The 20533-nt window shown below is 57.1% G+C and carries 12 protein-coding genes; 11 read left to right on the top strand and 1 reads right to left on the bottom strand.

Translation table 11 applies throughout. From position 1 onward, the window contains the following. The first annotated feature begins 130 nt into the window (after positions 1 to 130). The 9 genes from bcsR to L350_RS01800 all read left to right on the top strand — a co-directional run bounded on the left by bcsR (position 131) and on the right by L350_RS01800 (position 15991). Entirely contained in the window at positions 131 to 319 is a 189-nt protein-coding gene (bcsR, locus tag L350_RS01760) for a cellulose biosynthesis protein BcsR (protein ID WP_022649731.1), read from the top strand. 11 nt (positions 320 to 330) lie between these two features. After that, a complete protein-coding gene (gene bcsQ / locus L350_RS01765; RefSeq protein ID WP_023298843.1) occupies positions 331 to 1083 on the top strand; it encodes a cellulose biosynthesis protein BcsQ in 753 nt (250 codons plus the stop codon). After that, entirely contained in the window at positions 1080 to 3695 is a 2616-nt protein-coding gene (gene bcsA / locus L350_RS01770) for a UDP-forming cellulose synthase catalytic subunit (protein ID WP_023298842.1), read from the top strand. The genes bcsQ and bcsA overlap by 4 nt, the downstream gene beginning before the upstream one ends. 10 nt (positions 3696 to 3705) lie before the next feature. After that, positions 3706 to 6129 carry a cellulose biosynthesis cyclic di-GMP-binding regulatory protein BcsB gene (gene bcsB, locus L350_RS01775; protein ID WP_071993648.1) on the top strand — a complete coding sequence of 808 codons (2424 nt, stop codon included), beginning with the start codon at positions 3706 to 3708 and terminating at the stop codon, positions 6127 to 6129. Positions 6130 to 6135: 6 nt separating this feature from the next. Beyond that, positions 6136 to 7242, top strand: a complete 1107-nt coding sequence (gene bcsZ, locus L350_RS01780; protein ID WP_032626882.1) for a cellulose synthase complex periplasmic endoglucanase BcsZ — start codon at positions 6136 to 6138, stop codon at positions 7240 to 7242. Then, a complete protein-coding gene (gene bcsC / locus L350_RS01785) occupies positions 7224 to 10706 on the top strand; it encodes a cellulose synthase complex outer membrane protein BcsC (protein ID WP_032626880.1) in 3483 nt (1160 codons plus the stop codon). The genes bcsZ and bcsC overlap by 19 nt, the downstream gene beginning before the upstream one ends. A gap of 120 nt (positions 10707 to 10826) precedes the next feature. Beyond that, entirely contained in the window at positions 10827 to 12833 is a 2007-nt protein-coding gene (hmsP, locus tag L350_RS01790; RefSeq protein ID WP_032626878.1) for a biofilm formation regulator HmsP, read from the top strand. 159 nt (positions 12834 to 12992) lie between these two features. Beyond that, positions 12993 to 14279, top strand: a complete 1287-nt coding sequence (gene dctA / locus L350_RS01795; protein WP_022649724.1) for a C4-dicarboxylate transporter DctC — start codon at positions 12993 to 12995, stop codon at positions 14277 to 14279. A gap of 221 nt (positions 14280 to 14500) precedes the next feature. Beyond that, positions 14501 to 15991: a M16 family metallopeptidase gene (locus tag L350_RS01800; RefSeq protein WP_022649723.1), complete on the top strand. Its 1491-nt coding sequence runs from the start codon at positions 14501 to 14503 to the stop codon at positions 15989 to 15991. A gap of 486 nt (positions 15992 to 16477) precedes the next feature. Here L350_RS01800 and L350_RS01805 read toward each other — a convergent pair whose 3' ends face one another. Beyond that, positions 16478 to 17407, bottom strand: a complete 930-nt coding sequence (locus tag L350_RS01805; protein ID WP_022649722.1) for a 2-dehydro-3-deoxygluconokinase — start codon at positions 17405 to 17407, stop codon at positions 16478 to 16480. Positions 17408 to 17637: 230 nt separating this feature from the next. On the opposite strand from L350_RS01805, the gene pdeH reads away from it, so the two are divergent. Both pdeH and L350_RS01815 read left to right on the top strand, forming a co-directional pair. After that, positions 17638 to 18411, top strand: coding sequence for a cyclic-guanylate-specific phosphodiesterase (gene pdeH, locus L350_RS01810; protein ID WP_032626876.1), 774 nt, complete (start codon positions 17638 to 17640; stop codon positions 18409 to 18411). Positions 18412 to 18476: 65 nt separating this feature from the next. Continuing rightward, positions 18477 to 20519: an AsmA family protein gene (locus L350_RS01815; protein ID WP_032626874.1), complete on the top strand. Its 2043-nt coding sequence runs from the start codon at positions 18477 to 18479 to the stop codon at positions 20517 to 20519. Positions 20520 to 20533 lie beyond the last annotated feature (14 nt).

The raw sequence follows: 20533 nt of genomic DNA, 5'->3' as shown, positions 1-20533 counted from the left end.
GCGAAAGCGTAGAAATAAACCTAACATTGAAATTAAAGAACATCAGATTTAGCATGTAAATGAAATTTCGTGGGCAGGACGCCTCGCTGCATCTGAATCTTATGATTTTACTCAAAGGGATGAAATAAGAATGCAAAATAACGAACCCGCAACTCCAGTCGACCCAAGCCTGGGTTACACATTCCAAAACGATTTTCTGGCGCTCACGCAGGCTTTTTCATTGCCTGAAATAGATTACACCGATATTTCCCAGCGGGAACAGTTGGCTGCGGCTATTAAACGTTGGCCGTTATTAGCTGAGTTTGCCCAACAACAATAAGGAAGCCATTGATGGCCGTACTAGGATTACAGGGCGTCCGTGGTGGAGTGGGTACAACTTCCGTAACCGCGGCGCTGGCGTGGTCATTACAGGTTTTAGGTGAATCAGTACTGGTTATTGATGCCTGCTCCGATAATTTGCTGCGCATGTCATTCAATGTCGACTTTACGCATGAAAACGGCTGGGGGCGCGCGCTTCTGGACGATAAAGACTGGCGGGATGCGGGTTTGCGCTATACCTCCCAGCTCGATTTGCTTCCCTTTGGTCAGATGACGGAAACCGAACGCGGGAATGAAGCTGCGTTTCAGCGCCTGTTCTCTCGCTTCACCACCGCTTTGCAGAGTCTGAAAGAGAGCGGACACTATCAGTGGATCCTGCTGGACCTGCCGCACGGCGCCGCGTCGCTGACCCGCCAGCTTCTGTCGCAGTGCGACCATGTGCTCTCCATTGCGAACGTAGATGCGAATTGTCATATCCGTCTGCATCAACAGGCAATGCCTGCCAATGCCCATATTCTGATTAACGATCTGCGCATTGGCAGCCAGATCCAGGACGATCTGTACCAGGTCTGGCTCCAGAGTCAGCGCCGCCTGTTGCCAATGGTTATTCATCGTGACGAAGCGATGGCGGAATGCCTCGCTTCCAAACAACCGCTTGGGGAGTACCGTAGTGATTCACTGGCGGCAGAAGAGATCCTGACGCTGGCCAACTGGTGTCTGCTGCACTTTGCTAAACGGCCGGAGCCTGCCGGGAGTTCAGTATGAGCCGCCTGACCAACTGGTTGCTCATCCCGCCGGTCAGTTCGCGCTTAAGTGAACGCTACCGCCATTACCGTCATCACGGCGCCTCATCGCTGAGCGCTGCGCTGGGCTGCTTCTGGATGATTCTGGCGTGGATGTTCATCCCCCTCGAACATCCACGCTGGCAACGTATTCGTGCGCGGCACGGTGAACTCTATCCGCATATCAACCCTGACAAGCCGCGTCCGCTCGATCCCGCGCGCTACGCTATACAGTCCATCTGGCTTCTGGCGACCTCAACGGGTGCGGAGAAAAAAACGTCACGCTGGCGCAGCTTCGATCGCGTGCAGAACTTACGTGAACACTATCACCAGTGGCTTAACCGGCTACCCGACCGGGTTGGCGATAGAACAGGTCATTTAGATAATCACAAAGAGCTCGGGCACCTTCACCCGGGCTTACGGCGTTTTATTCTCGGCGTGGTGGTGGTGTTCTCGCTCATACTGGCGCTGGTCTGTATTACCCAGCCCTTCAACCCGCTGGCACAGTTTACCTTCCTGATCCTGCTGTGGGGCGTGGCGCTGCTGGTGCGGCGCATTCCGGGGCGTTTTTCTGCCCTGATGCTGATCGTGCTGTCGCTGACCGTTTCCTGCCGCTACATCTGGTGGCGATATACCTCAACGCTGAACTGGGACGATCCGGTCAGCCTGGTGTGTGGGTTAGTGCTGCTGTTTGCTGAGACCTACGCCTGGATCGTGCTGGTGCTGGGTTACTTCCAGGTTATCTGGCCGCTGAATCGACAGCCGGTGCCGCTGCCAAAAGACACGACCCAGTGGCCAACGGTGGACCTCTTCGTGCCGACCTACAACGAAGACCTGTCTGTGGTGAAAAACACCATTTACGCCGCGCTGGGTATCGACTGGCCGAAGGATAAAATCAAAATCTGGATCCTCGATGACGGTGGCCGCGCCGAGTTCCGCCAGTTCGCGGACGAAGTAGGGGTCGAGTACATCGCCCGTACCACGCATGAACACGCTAAGGCCGGTAACATCAACAATGCGCTGAAATATGCCAAAGGGGAGTTCGTCTCTATTTTCGACTGTGACCACGTGCCAACGCGCTCGTTCCTGCAAATGACCATGGGCTGGTTCCTGAAGGAGAAAGAGCTGGCGATGATGCAGACGCCGCACCACTTCTTCTCGCCGGATCCGTTTGAACGTAACCTTGGTCGTTTTCGTAAAACCCCGAACGAGGGCACACTGTTCTATGGTCTGGTGCAGGACGGGAACGACATGTGGGACGCAACGTTCTTCTGCGGCTCCTGTGCGGTGATCCGCCGTAAACCGCTGGATGAAATTGGCGGGATCGCCGTCGAGACGGTCACGGAAGATGCGCACACTTCGCTGCGTCTGCACCGTCTTGGCTATACCTCCGCCTACATGCGCATTCCTCAGGCGGCGGGGCTGGCCACGGAATCCCTGTCGGCGCACATCGGCCAGCGTATTCGCTGGGCGCGCGGCATGGTGCAAATTTTCCGCCTCGATAACCCGCTGATGGGTAAAGGGCTGAAGCTGGCGCAACGGCTGTGCTACGTCAACGCCATGTTCCACTTCCTGTCGGGTATTCCACGGCTTATCTTCCTCACTGCGCCGCTGGCGTTCCTGCTTCTTCACGCTTACATCATCTATGCACCTGCGCTGATGATTGCCCTGTTCGTTCTGCCGCACATGATCCACGCCAGCCTGACGAACTCGAAGATTCAGGGGAAATATCGCCATTCGTTCTGGAGTGAAATCTACGAAACGGTGCTGGCCTGGTATATCGCGCCGCCAACCATGGTGGCGCTGATTAACCCGCATAAAGGGAAATTCAACGTCACCGCGAAGGGCGGGCTGGTGGAAGAGGAGTATGTCGACTGGGTGATCTCCCGGCCCTATATCTTCCTGGTGCTGCTGAATATTGTGGGCGTGATTGTTGGGGTCTGGCGCTACTTCTACGGCCCGGAAAACGAAATTCTGACGGTCTTCGTGAGTATGGCGTGGGTGTTTTATAACCTGATTATCCTCGGTGGCGCGGTGGCGGTATCGGTTGAGAGCAAACAGGTTCGCCGCGCGCATCGCGTCGAAATCAGCATGCCAGCGGCCATTGCCCGCGACGATGGACATCTCTTCTCCTGTACCGTACATGACTTTTCGGATGGCGGTCTGGGTATCAAGATCAACGGTCAGGCGAAGGTGCTTGAGGGGCAGAAGGTCAACCTATTGCTTAAGCGCGGCCAGCAGGAGTATGTCTTCCCGACGCAGGTGGTGCGTGTGAGAGGAAATGAAGTGGGTCTGCAACTGATGCCGCTGACTAAAAAGCAACACATTGATTTTGTGCAGTGTACGTTTGCCCGCGCGGATACGTGGGCTCTCTGGCAGGACAGCTTCCCTGAGGATAAGCCTCTGGAAAGCCTGCTGGATATTCTTAAGCTGGGGTTCCGTGGCTATCGTCACCTTGCAGAATTTGCCCCGTCGTCGGTGAAATTAATTTTCCGGTCACTTACTTCACTGGTTTCCTGGGTCGTGTCGTTCATTCCGCGTCGACCTGAGCGAGATGAAGCGAAGCAGGCGGACCCGGTTATGGCTCAACAATGATGATAACGCGATGAAAACAAAACTTTCCTGGTTATGTGCAGTGGCAATGGGGATGAGTGCGCTCCCTGCAACAGTGGCTAACGCGGCGCCTGATAACGCAGCGACCACACCCGCGCCAACGGTGCCTGTCGTCGCGCAAGCGACCGATCCGGTAGTGACGGCGGCGCCGGGGCAGACGGAAAACGTCGTCCCGAATCAGCCGACGACGGGGAATACGCTGCCCGCCGACAACCCGGTGGTTGGGCAGGTTATGTCTGGCGTGCCGGGAGCCAGTGCACCGGTGGTTGCGGAAAATACGCCGTCGCGTGACGTTAAGCTGACGTTCGCCCAGATCGCGCCACCTCCGGGCAGCATGGTTCTGCGCGGCATCAACCCAAATGGCGGTGTCGAATTCGGTATGCGTAGCGATGAAGTCGTGTCGAAAGCGATGCTCAACCTGGAATACACGCCATCGCCGTCGCTGCTGCCGGTGCAATCCCAGCTTAAGGTCTATCTGAATGATGAGCTGATGGACGTCCTGCCCGTCACCAAAGAGCAACTGGGTAAGAAAACCCTGGCTCAGGTGCCGATTAACCCGCTGTTTATCACCGACTTTAACCGCGTGCGTCTGGAATTTGTCGGCCATTACCGCGATGTCTGTGAAAACCCGGCCAGCAGCACCTTGTGGCTGGATGTTGGTCGTAACTCTTCGCTTCAGATGACCTATCAGCCGCTGGCGTTGAAAAATGATCTCTCCGCCTTCCCGGTGCCGTTCTTCGACCCGCGTGATAACCGTCCACTGAACCTGCCAATGGTGTTTGCGGGCTCTCCTGATGTGACCGAACAGCTGGCGGCCTCTATCGTGGCATCCTGGTTTGGTTCCCGCTCCGGCTGGCGTGGCCAGAGTTTCCCGGTTATGTACGACAAAATGCCGGACAAAAACGCGATTGTGTTTGCCACCAACGCCAAACGCCCGGCATTCCTGCGGGACCATCCAGAGGTGAAAGCGCCCACCATCGAGATGATCAGCCATCCCGACAATCCGTACGTGAAGCTGCTGGTGATCTTCGGGCGTGATGATAAAGATCTGGTGCAGGCGGCAAAAGGCATTGCGCAGGGCAATATCCTGTTCCGCGGTAATAGCGTCGTGGTGGATGAGGTGAAACCGCTGCTGGCACGTAAGCCTTATGATGCGCCGAACTGGGTCCGCACCGACCGCGCGATTACCTTCGGCGAGCTGAAAACCTATGAAGAGCAATTGCAGTCAACCGGGCTTGAACCTTCTCCTGTCAGCCTGTCGCTGAACCTGCCGCCGGATCTCTATCTGCTGCGCACCAACGGTATTGATATCAACCTGAACTACCGTTACACCGCGCCGGTAACCAAAGACAGCTCGCGCATGGATATCAGCCTCAACAACCAGTTCCTGCAATCCTTCAGCCTGACCAGCAGCCAGGAGACAAACCGGTTGATGCTTCGTCTGCCTGTATTGCAGGGGCTGCTGGATGGCAAAACCGATGTGTCGATCCCGGCGCTGAAGCTCGGTGCGGTGAACCAGCTGCGGTTTAACTTCCAGTACATGAACCCGATGCCGGGTGGATCGGTGGAAAACTGTATTACCTTCCAGCCGGTGCAAAACCACGTGGTGATTGGTGATGATTCCACAATCGACTTCTCGAAGTATTACCACTTTATCGCGATGCCGGATCTGCGTGCGTTTGCTAACGCCAGTTTCCCGTTCAGCCGCATGGCTGATCTCTCTGAATCGATTGTCGTGATGCCAAAAGCGGCCAACGAAGGCCAGGTTGCCACGCTGCTGGACACCATGGGCACCGTCGGGGCGCAAACCGGCTTACCGGCTATCAACGTGACGGTGACGGATGACGGTAGCCAGATCCAGAACAAAGATGCCGATATCATGGTCATCGGCAACATTCCGGACAAGCTGAAAGACGAGAAGCGCGTCGATCTGCTGGTGCAGGCGGCTCAGTCATGGGTCAACACGCCGCTGCGTCAGACCGAGTTCCCGAGCATCATGCCGGACAGCGGCGATCGCCAGGCCAATATCAGGACGACCGTAAGCTCAACGGGTCCGATGGCTGCGATTGTTGGCTTCCAGTCTCCGTATAACGACCAGCGCAGCGTGATCGCCCTGCTGGCGGACAGCCCGCGCGGCTATGAGCTGCTCAACACGGCCATGAACGACAGCGGTAAACGGGCGGCAATGTTCGGTTCCGTCTCGGTGATCCGTGAGTCGGGGGTAAACAGCCTGCGCGTGGGGGATGTCTACTACGTCGGTCATCTGCCGTGGTTCGAACGCCTGTGGTACGCCCTCTCTAACCACCCGGTGCTGCTGGCCGTGTTGGCTGCGCTCAGCGTTGTATTGCTGGCGTGGGTACTGTGGCGTCTGCTGCGAATCATCAGCCGTCGTCGTCTTAACCCGGACCATGAGTAAGCCGTGATGAAAATCTTTCGCGGGTGTGTAGTCGCAGCGTTGATGCTGGCGGCGGCGAATCTTCACGCCGCCTGTCGCTGGCCTGCCTGGGAGACGTTCAAACAGGATTATATGAGCGAAAGTGGGCGCATCATTGATCCCAGTGACGCGCGCAAAATTACCACCTCCGAAGGGCAAAGCTATGGACTGTTCTTTGCCCTGGCAGCAAACGATCGCAAGGCGTTCGATCTGCTGCTGACATGGACGCGCGATAACCTTGCCGAGGGGGATTTAGCCCAACATCTCCCGGCGTGGCTGTGGGGGAAAAAGGACGACAACACCTGGGCGGTTATCGACCCTAACTCCGCGTCCGATGCCGATATCTGGATTGCCTGGTCGCTGCTGGAAGCCGGGCGGCTGTGGAAAAATCCCGATTACACGCGCACGGGTAAGGCGCTGTTGACGCGCATTGCCAGTGAGGAAGTGGTGAAGGTGCCGGGGCTGGGTTCTATGCTGCTGCCGGGTAAAGTCGGTTTTGCCGAAGAGAGTGTCTGGCGCTTCAACCCCAGCTACCTGCCGCCGCAGCTTGCGAGCTATTTCACCCGTTTCGGCGCACCGTGGACAACGCTCCGTGAAACCAACCTGCGTCTGCTGCTGGAGACCGCGCCAAAAGGATTTTCCCCGAACTGGGTGAAATACCAGAAAAAGGGCGGCTGGCAGTTGAAGCAGGATACGACCCTGATCGGCAGTTACGATGCGATTCGCGTCTATCTGTGGGTAGGTATGATGAACGATAACGATCCGCAGAAAGCCCGGCTACTGGCGCGTTTCAAGCCCATGGCGACCACCACAATCAAACAAGGCTTACCGCCGGAAAAAGTGGACGTAGCGACCGGAAAACGTACCGGAGATGGGCCGGTAGGGTTTTCTGCCTCCCTGCTTCCATTTTTACAAGAACGGGACGCGCAGGCGGTGCAACGCCAGCGTGTCGCCGATCGTTTTCCCGATAACAATGCTTATTACAGCTACGTTCTGACCCTCTTTGGACAAGGGTGGGATCAGCATCGTTTTCGTTTCACCGCGCAAGGTGAATTACTACCGGATTGGGGCCAGGAATGCGCACGTTCACACTAAATCTACTCGCCTTATCGCTTGGCCTGGCGCTCATGCCCCTGGCCCAGGCCGCCAACTCCCCGCAGCAGAGACAGCTGCTGGAACAGGTTCGTCTGGGGGAATCCACCCAGCGTGAGGATTTGGTGCGCCAGTCGCTCTATCGCCTTGAGCTGATCGACCCCAACAACCCGGACGTAATTGCCGCTCGCTTCCGCTACCTGTTACGACAGGGGGATACGGCGGGCGCGCAAAAAGAGCTGGATCGCCTGAAAGGAATGGCACCCGATTCCAGTGCGTACCAGTCCTCCCGTACGACCATGCTGCTCTCCACGCCGGATGGTCGCCAGGCCCTCCAGCAGGCTCGCCTGCTCGCCACCACCGGGCACACGCAGGAAGCTATTGCCGCGTATGACAAACTGTTTGACGGTAATCCGCCCAGCGGCGACATCGCGACGGAGTACTGGAACGTGGTGGCGAAAGAGCCTGCCCGCCGCAATCTGGCCATTAATCAGCTGAAGAAAATCAACGCCAGCAGTCCGGGCAACGCCCCGCTACAGGCTTCGCTGGCGCAGCTTCTGTTCCAGAGCGGACGGCGTGATGAAGGGTTTGCGGTGTTACAGGAGATGGCCAAATCGAACAATGGCCGCAGTCAGGCGTCGGACATGTGGTACCAGCAGATCAAAGATCAGCCGGCCAGCAGCGCCAGCGTTACCGCGCTGCAACAATACCTGAGCGTGTTCAGCGATGGCGATAACGTGACGGCGGCGCGCGCCCAGCTTGAAGCGCAGCAAAAACAGCTCGCCGATCCGGCGTTTCGCGCCAAAGCCGAAGGGTTAGCCGCAGTGGATGCCGGGCAGGGCAGTAAAGCGGTAACGGAGTTGCAGAAAGCAGTCAGCGCCAACCACGCCGACAGTGAAGCCGTAGGCGCGCTGGGGCAGGCCTATTCGCAGAAAGGCGATCGCGCCCGCGCGGTTGCGCAGTTTGAAAAGGCGATCGCCCTCGATCCGCAGAGCGACAACCGGGGCAAATGGGACAGCCTGCTGAAGGTTAACCGATACTGGCTGCTGATCCAGCAGGGTGACAACGCCCTGAAAGCCAACAAGACAGCCCAGGCGGAACGCTATTATCAGCAGGCGCGCAACATTGACAATACGGACAGCTACGCGGTCCTGGGGCTGGGTGACGCGGCGGCGGCGCGCAAAGATAACGACGCGGCTGAACGCTATTATCGCCAGGCATTGCGGATGGACAGCGGCAACAGCAACGCGGTACGCGGTCTTGCCAATATTTATCGCGAGCAGTCTCCGGAGAAGGCGACGCAGTTTATTCAGTCGCTCTCTGCCAGCCAGCGCCGCAGCATTGATGATATTGAACGTAGCCTGACGAACGAGCAGCTCTCGGCTCAGGCTGAACAGCTGGAAAGCCAGGGAAACTATGCGCAGGCCGCAGAAATTCAGCGCCGACGCCTTGCGCTTTCCCCGGGCGACGTGTGGATCACCTACCGGCTATCACGCGATCTGTATAGCGCGGGTCAGCGCAGCCAGGCAGATAACCTGATGCGCCAGCTGGCAAGCCAGAAACCGGGCGATCCGGATCAGGTTTACGCCAGCGGGCTGTACCTGTCCGGTAACGATCGGGACCGGGCCGCGCTGGCGCATCTGAACACGCTGCCGCGCGACAAGTGGAACGGCAACATCCAGGCGCTGGCGGACCGCCTGCAAAGTAACCAGGTGCTGGAAAACGCCAACCGCCTGCGCGACGGTGGAAAAGAGCAGGAGGCGGAAGCGCTGCTTCGCCAGCAGCCCCCGTCCACCCGTATTGACTTAACGCTGGCGGACTGGGCTGAACAGCGTGGCGATCATGAGGCCGCGAAAACCGCCTACAACACCGTCCTGCAACGGGAACCGCAGAACGAAGACGCAATTCTCGGCCTGACCGAAGTCAATCTTGCTCAGGGCAACAGGGACGCCGCTCGCGCTGAGCTGGCGAAACTGCCCGCGGCACAAAACGGCGAACCGCTCTCCCTCAATATGCAGCGCCGGATCGCCATGGCGCAGGCCGGTCTGGGTGATCCTGCCGCGGCAGAAAAGACCTTCAACGCCATTGTTCCTCAGGCAAAATCGCAGCCGCCTTCTATGGAAAGCGCGCTGGTGATGCGTGATGCCGCCCGTTTCCAGGCGCAAAACGGCCAGCCTCAGCAGGCGCTGGAAACCTGGAAAGATGCGATGGTCTCATCGGGCATCACGACGACCCGTCCGACCGATAACGACAGCTTTACGCGTCTTACGCGTAACGATGAGAAAGATGACTGGCTGAAGCGCGGCGTGCGCAGCGATGCAGGCGATCTTTATCGTCAGCAGGATCTGAACGTCACGCTGCAACACGACTACTGGGGATCCAGCGGCACGGGGGGCTATTCCGACCTGAAAGCGCACACCACTATGCTCCAGGTGGATGCGCCGCTATCGGATGGCCGCATGTTCTTCCGTAGCGATCTGGTCAATATGAACGCCGGTTCCTTTGACACCAATAACGGAACCTACGATCCGACATGGGGTACCTGCGCCGAAACGCCATGTCACGGCAGCACGAACCAGTCGGCCAACGGCGCCAGCGTGGCCGTCGGCTGGCAGAACAACACCTGGGCGTGGGACATCGGTACAACGCCGATGGGCTTCGACGTGGTCGATGTGGTGGGCAGCCTGAGCTACAGCAACGACTTGGGGCCGATTGGCTACACCCTGAACGCCCATCGTCGTCCGATTTCCAGCTCTGTGCTGGCCTTCGCCGGGCAAAAAGATCCTAATACCGACACCACCTGGGGCGGCGTGCGTGCTACCGGTGGCGGCGTGAGCATGAGCTACGACAAAGGCGAAGCTAACGGGATCTGGTCAAGCCTGAGTGCCGACAGCCTCACCGGGAAGAATGTCGAAGATAACTGGCGGGTCCGCTGGATGACCGGCTATTACTACAAGCTTATCAATCAGAACAACGAGCGTCTGACGGTCGGTGTGTCCAACATGCTCTGGCATTACGATAAGGATTTAAGTGGCTATTCGCTGGGCCAGGGCGGTTACTACAGTCCCCAGGAGTATGTGTCGTTCGCCTTACCGGTGAACTGGCGTAAACGCACAGAGAACTGGTCATGGGAGCTGGGCGGTTCCGTCTCATGGTCCCATTCAAAAACAAAGGATGTGATGCGTTATCCGTTGCAGGGGCTGATCCCGGACAATGAGCCAGGCCGTTATACCGATAAAGGTGTGATGGGAACCGGAAGTAGCTCGTCAGGGACGGGTTATACCGCAAGGGCGATTGTTGAACGCCGTGTGACGTCCAACTGGTTTGTCGGTCTGGGCGTCGATATTCAGGAAGCGAAAGACTATACCCCGAGCCATGCGCTGCTCTATGTTCGGTATTCTGCCGCAGGCTGGCAGGGTGATATGGACTTACCGCCGGAACCGCTGGTGCCTTATGCAGACTGGTGATCGGATTTTTGCTTAATCTAATTGTAAGTCTCTCTTAAAAGTGCAGCTATCGGGTATACTCGGGCGCACCAGGTTTACGCCCTGGTGCGCCCTGCGCTTCGAGTTTTGTGGAGAGTCATTTTGCGTGTCAGCCGTTCCTTAACGATCAAACAGATGGCGATGGTGTCTGCCGTCACAATGCTGTTTGTCTTCATCTTCTGCGTCATTTTGCTGTTTCATTCCGTACAGCAGAATCGCTATAACACGGCTTCGCAACTGGAAAGTATTGCCCGCTCGGTGCGGGAACCCCTGTCGGCCTCGATCCTGAAAGGGGATATCCCCGAGGCGGAATCCATCCTGAAGCGCATTCAGCCCGCCGGTATCGTGAGCCGCGCCGACGTCGTGCTGCCGAACCAGTTCCAGGCGCTGCGGATGAGCTTTATCCCGGAGCGTCCCGTCCCGATGATGGTGATGCGCCTGTTTGAACTGCCGGTGCAGATTTCCCTGCCTCTCTATTCCCTGGAAAGACCGGCTAACCCGCAGCCGCTGGCCTATCTGGTACTACAGGCGGACTCGTACCGCATGTATAAATTCGTCATGAGTTGGGTTGCTACGTTAGTGACTACTTACTTACTTTTGACCTTAATGTTGAGCGTGGCGCTGACGTGGTGCATCAACCGGTTAATTGTGCATCCGTTGCGCCGCATAGCCCGGGAGCTGAATGACCTCTCTCCGCAGGAGCATATGGGGCATCAGCTTCCCTTGCCGCGTCTGCATCACGACGATGAAATCGGCATGCTGGTCCGCAGTTACAATATCAACCAGCAGCGTGTCCTGCGTCAGCAGGAAGAGGTCAGTAATAACGCCACCCGTTTCCCGGTTTCCGACCTGCCAAACAAAGCGTTTTTAATGGCCCTGCTGGAGCAGACCGTCGCTCGCCAGCAGACCACCGCGCTGATGGTGATTGCCTGCGAGACCTTGCAGGACACGACGGGCGTGCTGAAAGAGAGCCAGCGCGAGATGCTATTACTGACGCTGGTGGAAAAAATCAAATCTGTGCTGGCGCCGCGCATGGTACTTACCCAGGTCAGCGGCTATGACCTGGTGGTGATTGCGCACGGTGTAAAAGAGCCGTGGCACGCTATTACGTTAGGTCAGCAAGTACTCACTGTCATAAATGAGCGGCTACCCATTCAGGGTATCCAGCTACGCCCAAGTGCCAGCATTGGTATCGCAATGTACTACGGTGGTCTGACCGCCGAGCAGTTATACCGTCGGGCTTTCTCAGCAGCGTTTACCGCGCGCCGAAAAGGCAAAAACCAGATCCAGTTCTTTGATCCGGAGCAAATGGAAAAAGCCCAGCAGCGCCTGACGGAAGAGAGCGACATTCTGACGGCGATGGACAATCGCCAGTTTGCGCTCTGGCTACAGCCGCAGGTGGATTTGCGCACGGGTGAAGTGACCAGCGCCGAAGCGTTGCTGCGCATGCAGCAGCCGGACGGCACGTGGGAGCTGCCTGAGGGGATGATCGAACGTATCGAGTCCTGCGGCCTGATGGTCACCGTCGGATACTGGGTGCTGGAAGAGTCGTGCCGCCAGCTTGCGGCCTGGCAACAACGGGGCATCACGCTGCCGCTGTCGGTGAATCTTTCTGCGCTACAGCTGATGCACCCGACTATGGTGCCGGATATGCTCGAGTTGCTCCATCGCTACCGCATCCAGCCCCACACGTTGATCCTGGAAGTCACCGAGAGCCGTTGTATTGACAATCCTGACGACGCTGTCGCCATTCTGAAACCGCTGCGTAATGCCGGGATCCGCATTGCGCTGGACGATTTTGGTATGGGGTATTCCGGCCTGCGTCAGCTCCAGCACATGAAAACCCTGCCGGTGGACGTCCTGAAAATCGACAAAACCTTTGTGAAAGGGCTGCCGGAGGATTGCAGCCTGGTGCAGGCCATTATCCAGATGGCGCACAGCCTGAACCTGCACGTGACTGCCGAAGGTATTGAGGCCGAAGCCCAGCGCGAGTGGCTGGCTGCGGCGGGTGTGGAGAGCGGTCAGGGCTTCCTGTTTGGCCGCGCCGTGCCGACGGATACCTTTGAGCGACGCTATCTCGCCGACGCTGGCAATAACGCAAAAGTGTAATTTTGTTGCTGGCTTGTGCGAGCCAGCTCAAAGTTCTTAACATTTGTGTTTCAAATTTGAACCCCGTTTATTTCTGTCCTGTTATGTGGGTGTTATTTTAAAGCCGCAGGTTAACCATAACCTTACAAAGCCTGTAGTTATTCTTTCCAGGGACACCCTATGAAAACCTCACTCTTCAAAAGTCTTTACTTCCAGGTCCTGACAGCCATCGCCATCGGTATTTTGCTCGGTCACTACTACCCGGAGCTGGGCGCGCAAATGAAACCGCTTGGCGACGCGTTCGTTAAGCTCATCAAAATGATCATCGCGCCGGTCATCTTCTGTACCGTGGTGACCGGTATCGCTGGCATGGAAAGCATGAAGGCGGTCGGGCGTACGGGGGCGGTTGCCCTGCTGTACTTCGAGATTGTCAGTACCATCGCGCTGATTATCGGCCTGATTATTGTCAACGTGGTACAACCTGGCGCGGGCATGAACGTTGACCCGGCCACGCTGGATGCGAAAGCGGTGGCGGTTTACGCTGAACAGGCGAAAGATCAGGGGATTGTTGCCTTCCTGCTGGACGTGATCCCGAGCAGCGTGATTGGCGCGTTCGCCAGCGGAAATATCCTCCAGGTACTGCTGTTTGCCGTGCTGTTTGGCTTTGCCCTGCACCGTCTTGGCAGCAAAGGTCAGCTGATTTTTAACGTCATTGAAAGCTTCTCGCAGGTTATCTTCGGCATCATCAACATGATTATGCGTCTGGCCCCGATTGGTGCCTTTGGCGCGATGGCCTTCACCATCGGGAAATACGGCGTCGGCACGCTGGTACAGCTTGGCCAGCTGATTATCTGCTTCTACATCACCTGTATTCTGTTTGTGGTGGTGGTGCTCGGCTCTATCGCTCGTGCGACCGGCTTCAGCATCTTCAAATTTATCCGTTACATTCGTGAAGAGCTGCTGATTGTCCTCGGCACATCCTCTTCTGAGTCCGCGCTGCCGCGTATGCTCGATAAAATGGAAAAGCTGGGCTGCCGTAAGTCAGTGGTGGGGCTGGTTATTCCTACGGGCTACTCCTTTAACCTGGACGGCACCTCGATTTACCTGACGATGGCGGCGGTCTTTATTGCTCAGGCCACCAACAGCCACATGGATATCTTCCATCAGATTACGCTGCTGGTCGTCCTCCTGCTCTCCTCGAAAGGGGCGGCGGGCGTAACGGGTAGCGGATTTATCGTGTTGGCGGCCACTATCTCAGCGGTTGGCCATCTGCCGGTGGCGGGTTTGGCCCTGATCCTCGGTATCGACCGCTTTATGTCTGAAGCCCGCGCGTTAACCAACCTGATTGGTAATGGTGTGGCGACGGTTGTGGTGGCGAAGTGGGTAAAAGAGCTGGATCACAAGAAACTTAACGATACGCTGAATAATCGCACATCTGAGGACAAAACCCCCGGTTTATCCTCTTAATCCCTCATAAATGCCCGTATTCCCTTGTGGGGATGCGGGCACCTGCGCATAATAACCGCTCATACCTGTCATATTTCGACAAAATTTTTTTGGGTATATTTCGCTTCCGCCCGTGACGTTTAGCCGAACACGCTGTCTAATCGGAAGGTTTTCATCGTCATCTTTGAGTGCTCACGTCGCGAGACACTCTCTTTAACCAGGAATGTTGATCAGGGGTTCACATGCAGGGCACAAAAATTCGACTCTTAACCGGCGGTTTGCTGATGATGGCAGCAGCCAGTTATGTGCAGGCAGATGCGCTCCAGCCAGACCCGGCCTGGCAACAGGGAACACTGGCGAACGGATTCCAGTGGCAGGTGTTATCCACTCCGCAACGTCCGAGCGATCGCATTGAAATTCGTCTGGCTGTGAATACCGGCTCCCTCACTGAAAGCACCCAGCAGACCGGCTTAAGCCATTTTATTCCTCGACTGGCGCTCACCCAGAGCGGCAGTTTGCAGGCGGTTCAGGTGCGTTCTTTATGGCAACAGGCCATCGATCCTAAACGTCCGCTGCCCCCGGCTGTGGTCTCCTATGACTACACCATGTTTAATCTGAGCCTGCCCAACAACCGTAACGATCTGCTTAAAGAAGCGCTGACCTATCTTTCCGATGCCACCGGCAAACTGGCGATTACGCCTGAGACCGTAAACTATGCGTTGAGCAACAGCGACATGGTGGCGACCTGGCCGACGGATACCAAAGAAGGCTGGTGGCGCTACCGCCTGAAAGGGTCCACGCTGCTTGGCCACGACCCGGCAGAACCGCTGAAACAGCCGGTGGATCCAGAGCAGGTGAAATCTTTCTACCAGCAGTGGTACACCCCGGATGCCATGACCCTCATTGTAGTGGGCAACGTGGACAGCCGTGCGGTGATAGAGCAGATCAACAAAGCCTTTGGCGATCTAAAAGGGAAGCGTGAAACGCCCGCCCCTGTTCCTACTTTGTCCCCGCTGCGTCCTGAGACGGTCAGTATCATGACGGATACCGTGCGTCAGGATCGTCTTTCGATGATGTGGGATACCGCCTGGCAGCCGATCCGCGAGTCCTCGGCGCTGTTGCGTTACTGGCGTGCGGACCTGGCGCGTGAAGCGCTGTTCTGGCATGTTCAGCAGACGCTCAGCAAGAACAACGTGAAAGACATTGGTCTGGGCTTTGACTGCCGCGTGCTGTTCCAGCGCGCCCAGTGCGCCATTAACGTCGAATCGCCGGGTGATAAGCTGAATGCCAATCTCGGCGTGGTGGCGAAAGAGCTGGCTAAAGTGCGTAAAGAGGGCCTGTCTGAAGAGGAATTTAACGCGCTGGTGGCGCAGAAATCCCTCGAATTGCAGAAACTGTTTGCCACCTATGCCCGCGCCGATACCGATATCTTAATTAGCCAGCGCATTCGCTCCTTACAGAATCAGGTCGTGGATATCGCGCCGGAGCAGTATCAGAAATTGCGTCAGGATTTCCTGAACGGTCTGACCGTGGAGATGCTGAATCAGGATCTGCGGCAGCAGCTGTCTCAGGATATGGCGTTAATTCTGTTGCAGCCGAAAGGTGAGCCGGAATATGACATGAAAGAGTTAAAGGCCACCTGGAACGCCATCATGGCGACGCCGTCGCAGCCAGTACAGGCGGCGGCCGATGATTTGCACCAGGATGCGAGCGATATTCCGCAGGGCCAGTAAGGCCCTGCGTTCCCTCTCCCTGTGGGCTGAGGGATTTTATGCAGAAGCAATAAAGTTGCTTTCTAAATGACTGAGGGCTGTCAGCGATGCCCTGGTCCGGCTGTAAATCGCTGAGGCGTTTGCCTTCCGGCCGGGGCGAGGCGCAGGGATGCGCCGAGAGGGCGGCTTTACAGGGACGTTGCCTCCGCCCGTACCCGATAAGCCGGAAGGAATAAGCCGAGGGCACCGCGAAGCGGCGATTTACCGCCGGGAGCCCGGGTCGCCAGGGTGGTGGCGACTGAGCCACCCTGGCACGTTCACCGGTCATGTCGTTACAGAGTAGCAAGGAACATAAAGTGAACGGAATGACCACCACCGCCGTATGTTCCCCTCACCCTACCCTCTCCCCGGAGGGGCGAGGGGATTGCTCAGTGCTCGCATTAATTTGTGGGGAACCCTCAGCCCTGTGGGAGAGGGTTAGGGTGAGGGCATCAGCCCGCCCATTCCTTAAGCAGGCATCGCCTCGCGCGGAATAATCGCTCCGCGATACTGAATCACCGTGCTGGCCGTCAAGTGTCCGCGCTGCGCTGCCGCTTCTGGCGTACCTCCCGTCAAACGTACCGCCAGATACCCCGCGCTGAAAGAATCGCCCGCCGCAGTGGTATCGATCACTTTCTCTTTCGCCAGCTTCACCGCCGGCACCTCTGTCACGGCTTCACCCGCCACCGCCACCAGGCAAGACTCCGCCCCGCGCTTAATCACCACTTCGCTGACCCCAGCGGCCTGCGTCCGAGCGATGACCTCATCAACCGGCTTTTCACCCCACAGGGCATCTTCATCGTCCAGCGTCAGGAAGGCGATATCGGTGCATTCCAGCATCTGCTGATACACCTGCTGCGTCTCTTCACGGCTGGCCCAGAGGCGCGGACGGTAGTTGTTATCGAAAATCACCTTACCGCCGTTGGCACGGCATTCGCGCAGCAGTGACAGCAGCTTTTCACGGCTCTGCTGGCTCAGGATCGCCAGGCTGATCCCGCTCAGGTAGAGGTAATCGAAGGTGGCCAGCTCTTCGCAAATCGCAGCGGCGGCATCGCTTTCCAGCCAGAATTTGGCAGCCGCTTCATTACGCCAGTAATAGAAGGTGCGCTCGCCGGTACTGTCGGTTTCGATGTAGTACAAACCCGGCAGACGGTTTTCCATTCGCTGGATCAGCGAAGTTTCAACGTTTTCACCCTGCCAGGCCTCAAGCATCTGCTGGCTGAAGCTGTCCGTTCCCAGCGCGGTAACGTAGCTCACGCTCAGCGCGTCGGGGGCGACCTGACGGGCAATGTAAACGGAGGTGTTCAATGTATCGCCGCCAAAACCGCGGCTGACTTCCGCGCCTTTCTGGGACAGCTCAATCATGCATTCGCCAATCACGGCAATTTTCTTAGACATAGTCGTGAACCTGAACAGAGTAATTAAGAGTAGTGTGCGCTGTGTGTTTTTTACGGTCAACTATATTAAAACGACGTTCCATTATTTTTTTTGAGCCAGCGCGTGTTCCGGCATATTTCTGTCATCTTAATTTCATTTTCCCGCTGAATTGAACATAAAGTTCTCACCTGGCGGGCCGATAACTCAGTGACGAGTCCAGAAAGGCTATCCCATACAACAGGACATCCGAAATGAAGTCAGAGCAGGTTATCCAGCGGCTGAGCACTACGCCTGAGGCAAGTATTGAGAACTTGCAGGAGCATCGCTACTGGCTGCAATGTGAGCGAGCGTATACCTATCAGCCTATCTACCGTACTGACGGTCGGTTAATGGCAATTGAGGTGTTAACGGTCGTCACTCATCCATCGAACCCTTCGCAGCGTATCGCGCCGGACCGCTATTTTGCGGAGGTTGCCGTGCGTCAGCGCATCGACGTGCTGGAAGAGCAGTTGAGAATGCTGGCGACGAAGCAGGCGTTCTTCGAGCAGCACGGTATTCTGGCTTCGGTGAACGTGGATGGCCCAACCCTGATGGCGTTACGTCAGAATGCGACGCTGCAGGCGATGATTGCCACCCTGCCGTGGATGCGCTTCGAGCTGGTGGAACATGTTCAGCTGCCGCAGGACTCCTCATTTGCCTCGATGTGTGAGTTTGGCCCGCTGTGGCTGGATGATTTCGGTACTGGTATGGCCAACTTCTCCGCCCTGAGCGAAGTGCGTTATGACTACATCAAAGTGGCCCGCGATCTGTTTATCATGCTGCGCCAGACACCGGAAGGACGGAACCTGTTTACGATGCTCCTGCAACTGATGAACCGCTATTGCCAGGGCGTCATTGTGGAAGGCGTAGAGACGCTGGAAGAGTGGCGCGACGTGCAAAATTCTCCGGCAGCGGCGGCACAGGGTTATTTCCTCTCTCGTCCTGTCCCCATGGATACCCTGGAAAAGGTGATAACCACCCTCTGATCTGCCCGCTTCCCTTTGTCTGAACTATAGTTTTAAAGGCAAGTTCATCAGGAAAGGGGACAACAATGACAAAAACAACCAGGGTGATTTCCTGGACAGCAGGGATTTTCTTGTTGCTGATCGTGGTCTTAATCATCATTATCGCCACGTTTGACTGGAACCGCCTCAAACCGACCATCAACCAGAAAGTCTCGACCGAGCTAAACCGCCCCTTCGCAATACGTGGCGATTTGGGGGTCGTGTGGGAGCGTCAGAAAGAGGAAACCGGCTGGCGAAGCTGGGTGCCCTGGCCGCACGTTCACGCTGACGACATCATTCTTGGCAACCCGCCGGACATCCCCGAAGTGACCATGATCCACCTGCCGCGCGTGGAAGCCACGCTGGCGCCGTTAGCCCTGTTAACCAAAACGGTGTATCTACCGTGGATCAAACTTCAGCAGCCCGACGCGCGGCTGATTCGCCTGTCGGAGAAAACCAACAACTGGACGTTCGATCTCGCCAGCAGCGGCGATAAAGATCCGAATGCGCAGCCCTCTTCGTGGTCTTTCCGCCTCGACAATATTCTGTTCGATCGGGGGCGGATCGCCATTGACGATAAAGTAAGTAAGGCTGACGTGGAGATCCTCGTCGATCCGCTGGGCAAGCCGCTGCCGTTTAGCGAAGTGACGGGCAGCAAAGCCAAAGGCGATGACAGCAAAGCTGGCGATTACGTCTTCGGCCTGACAGCGAAAGGGCGCTACAACGGCCAGCCGCTGACCGGTAAAGGCAAAATCGGCGGCATGCTGGCGCTCAGGAGTGAGGGCACGCCGTTCCCGGTGCAGGCGGACTTCCGCTCGGGCAATACCCGCGTGGCGTTCGTGGGCATGGTTAACGACCCGATGAACATGGGCGGCGTCGACCTCCAGCTTAAGTTTGCCGGGGATTCGCTGGGTGAACTGTACGATCTCACCGGCGTGCTGCTGCCGGATACCCCGCCGTTTGAAACGGACGGGCGGCTGGTCGCAAAAATCGACGCTGAAAAATCGTCCGTCTTTGACTACCGGGGGTTCAACGGCCGCATCGGCGATAGCGATATACACGGCACGCTGACCTACACCACCGGAAAACCGCGCCCGAAACTGGAGGGGGACGTTGAATCCCGCCAGCTGCGTCTGGCCGATCTTGGTCCGCTGATTGGCGTAGATTCGGGTAAAGGCACGAAGTCAAAAGAGGTCAAAAAGGACGCTCAGCCTGCGGGTAAAGTGCTGCCCTATGACCGCTTCGAAACCGACAAGTGGGACGTAATGGATGCGGACGTGCGCTTCAAAGGACGTAAAATTGAGCATGGCAGCACGCTGCCGTTGAGCAACCTCTCGACCCATATCATCCTGAAAAACGCCGATCTGCGCCTGCAACCGCTGAAGTTTGGCATGGCCGGGGGAACCATTTCCTCGAATATCCACCTGGAGGGGGATAAAAAGCCGATGCAGGGAAGGGCGGAGATCCAGGCGCGTCGTCTGAAGCTGAAAGAGCTGATGCCGGACGTGGAGTTGATGCAGAAAACCCTCGGTGAGATGAACGGCGATGCGGACATTCGCGGCACGGGTAACTCTGTGGCCGCGCTGTTAGGCAGCGGAAACGGCAACCTGAAGCTGCTAATGAACGACGGGCTGGTGAGCCGTAACCTGATGGAAATCCTGGGGCTGAACGTCGGTAACTTCATCGTCGGACAAATCTTCGGAGACGATGAAGTGCGCGTGAACTGCGCGGCGGCAAACGTGGACCTGGTCAACGGTGTGGCGCGTCCGCAGATTTTCGCATTCGACACGGAAAACGCGGTTATCAACATCACCGGTACCGCCAGCATGGCGTCCGAGCAGCTGGATTTAACCATCGATCCGGAAAGTAAAGGCATTCGCATCATCACCCTGCGCTCGCCGCTCTACGTTCGCGGGACCTTCAAAGATCCGCAGGCGGGCGTGAAGGCCGGGCCGCTGATTGCGCGCGGTGCGGTTGCCGCCGCCCTCGCCACGCTGGTCACCCCTGCGGCGGCGCTGCTGGCGTTGATTTCGCCGTCAGAAGGCGAAGCGAATCAGTGTCGGACGATTTTGTCGCAGATGAAGAAGTAAGGTGTGGCCTGTTC

The sequence above is a fragment of the Enterobacter sp. MGH 4 genome (genome assembly GCF_000534735.1).
Classification (GTDB): domain Bacteria; phylum Pseudomonadota; class Gammaproteobacteria; order Enterobacterales; family Enterobacteriaceae; genus Enterobacter; species Enterobacter intestinihominis.
Note: the sequence above shows the minus strand (reverse complement) of the source record. Positions and strands in the feature narration are given on the sequence as shown.

Bases quoted from the DNA above. Each gene is read 5' to 3' on its own strand.
- bcsR (WP_022649731.1), top strand. From the start codon at position 131: ATGCAAAATAACGAACCCGCAACTCCAGTCGACCCAAGCCTGGGTTAC.
- bcsQ (WP_023298843.1), top strand. From the start codon at position 331: ATGGCCGTACTAGGATTACAGGGCGTCCGTGGTGGAGTGGGTACAACT.
- bcsA (WP_023298842.1), top strand. From the start codon at position 1,080: ATGAGCCGCCTGACCAACTGGTTGCTCATCCCGCCGGTCAGTTCGCGC.
- bcsB (WP_071993648.1), top strand. From the start codon at position 3,706: ATGAAAACAAAACTTTCCTGGTTATGTGCAGTGGCAATGGGGATGAGT.
- bcsZ (WP_032626882.1), top strand. From the start codon at position 6,136: ATGAAAATCTTTCGCGGGTGTGTAGTCGCAGCGTTGATGCTGGCGGCG.
- bcsC (WP_032626880.1), top strand. From the start codon at position 7,224: ATGCGCACGTTCACACTAAATCTACTCGCCTTATCGCTTGGCCTGGCG.
- dctA (WP_022649724.1), top strand. From the start codon at position 12,993: ATGAAAACCTCACTCTTCAAAAGTCTTTACTTCCAGGTCCTGACAGCC.
- L350_RS01800 (WP_022649723.1), top strand. From the start codon at position 14,501: ATGCAGGGCACAAAAATTCGACTCTTAACCGGCGGTTTGCTGATGATG.
- L350_RS01805 (WP_022649722.1), bottom strand. From the start codon at position 17,407: ATGTCTAAGAAAATTGCCGTGATTGGCGAATGCATGATTGAGCTGTCC.
- pdeH (WP_032626876.1), top strand. From the start codon at position 17,638: ATGAAGTCAGAGCAGGTTATCCAGCGGCTGAGCACTACGCCTGAGGCA.
- L350_RS01815 (WP_032626874.1), top strand. From the start codon at position 18,477: ATGACAAAAACAACCAGGGTGATTTCCTGGACAGCAGGGATTTTCTTG.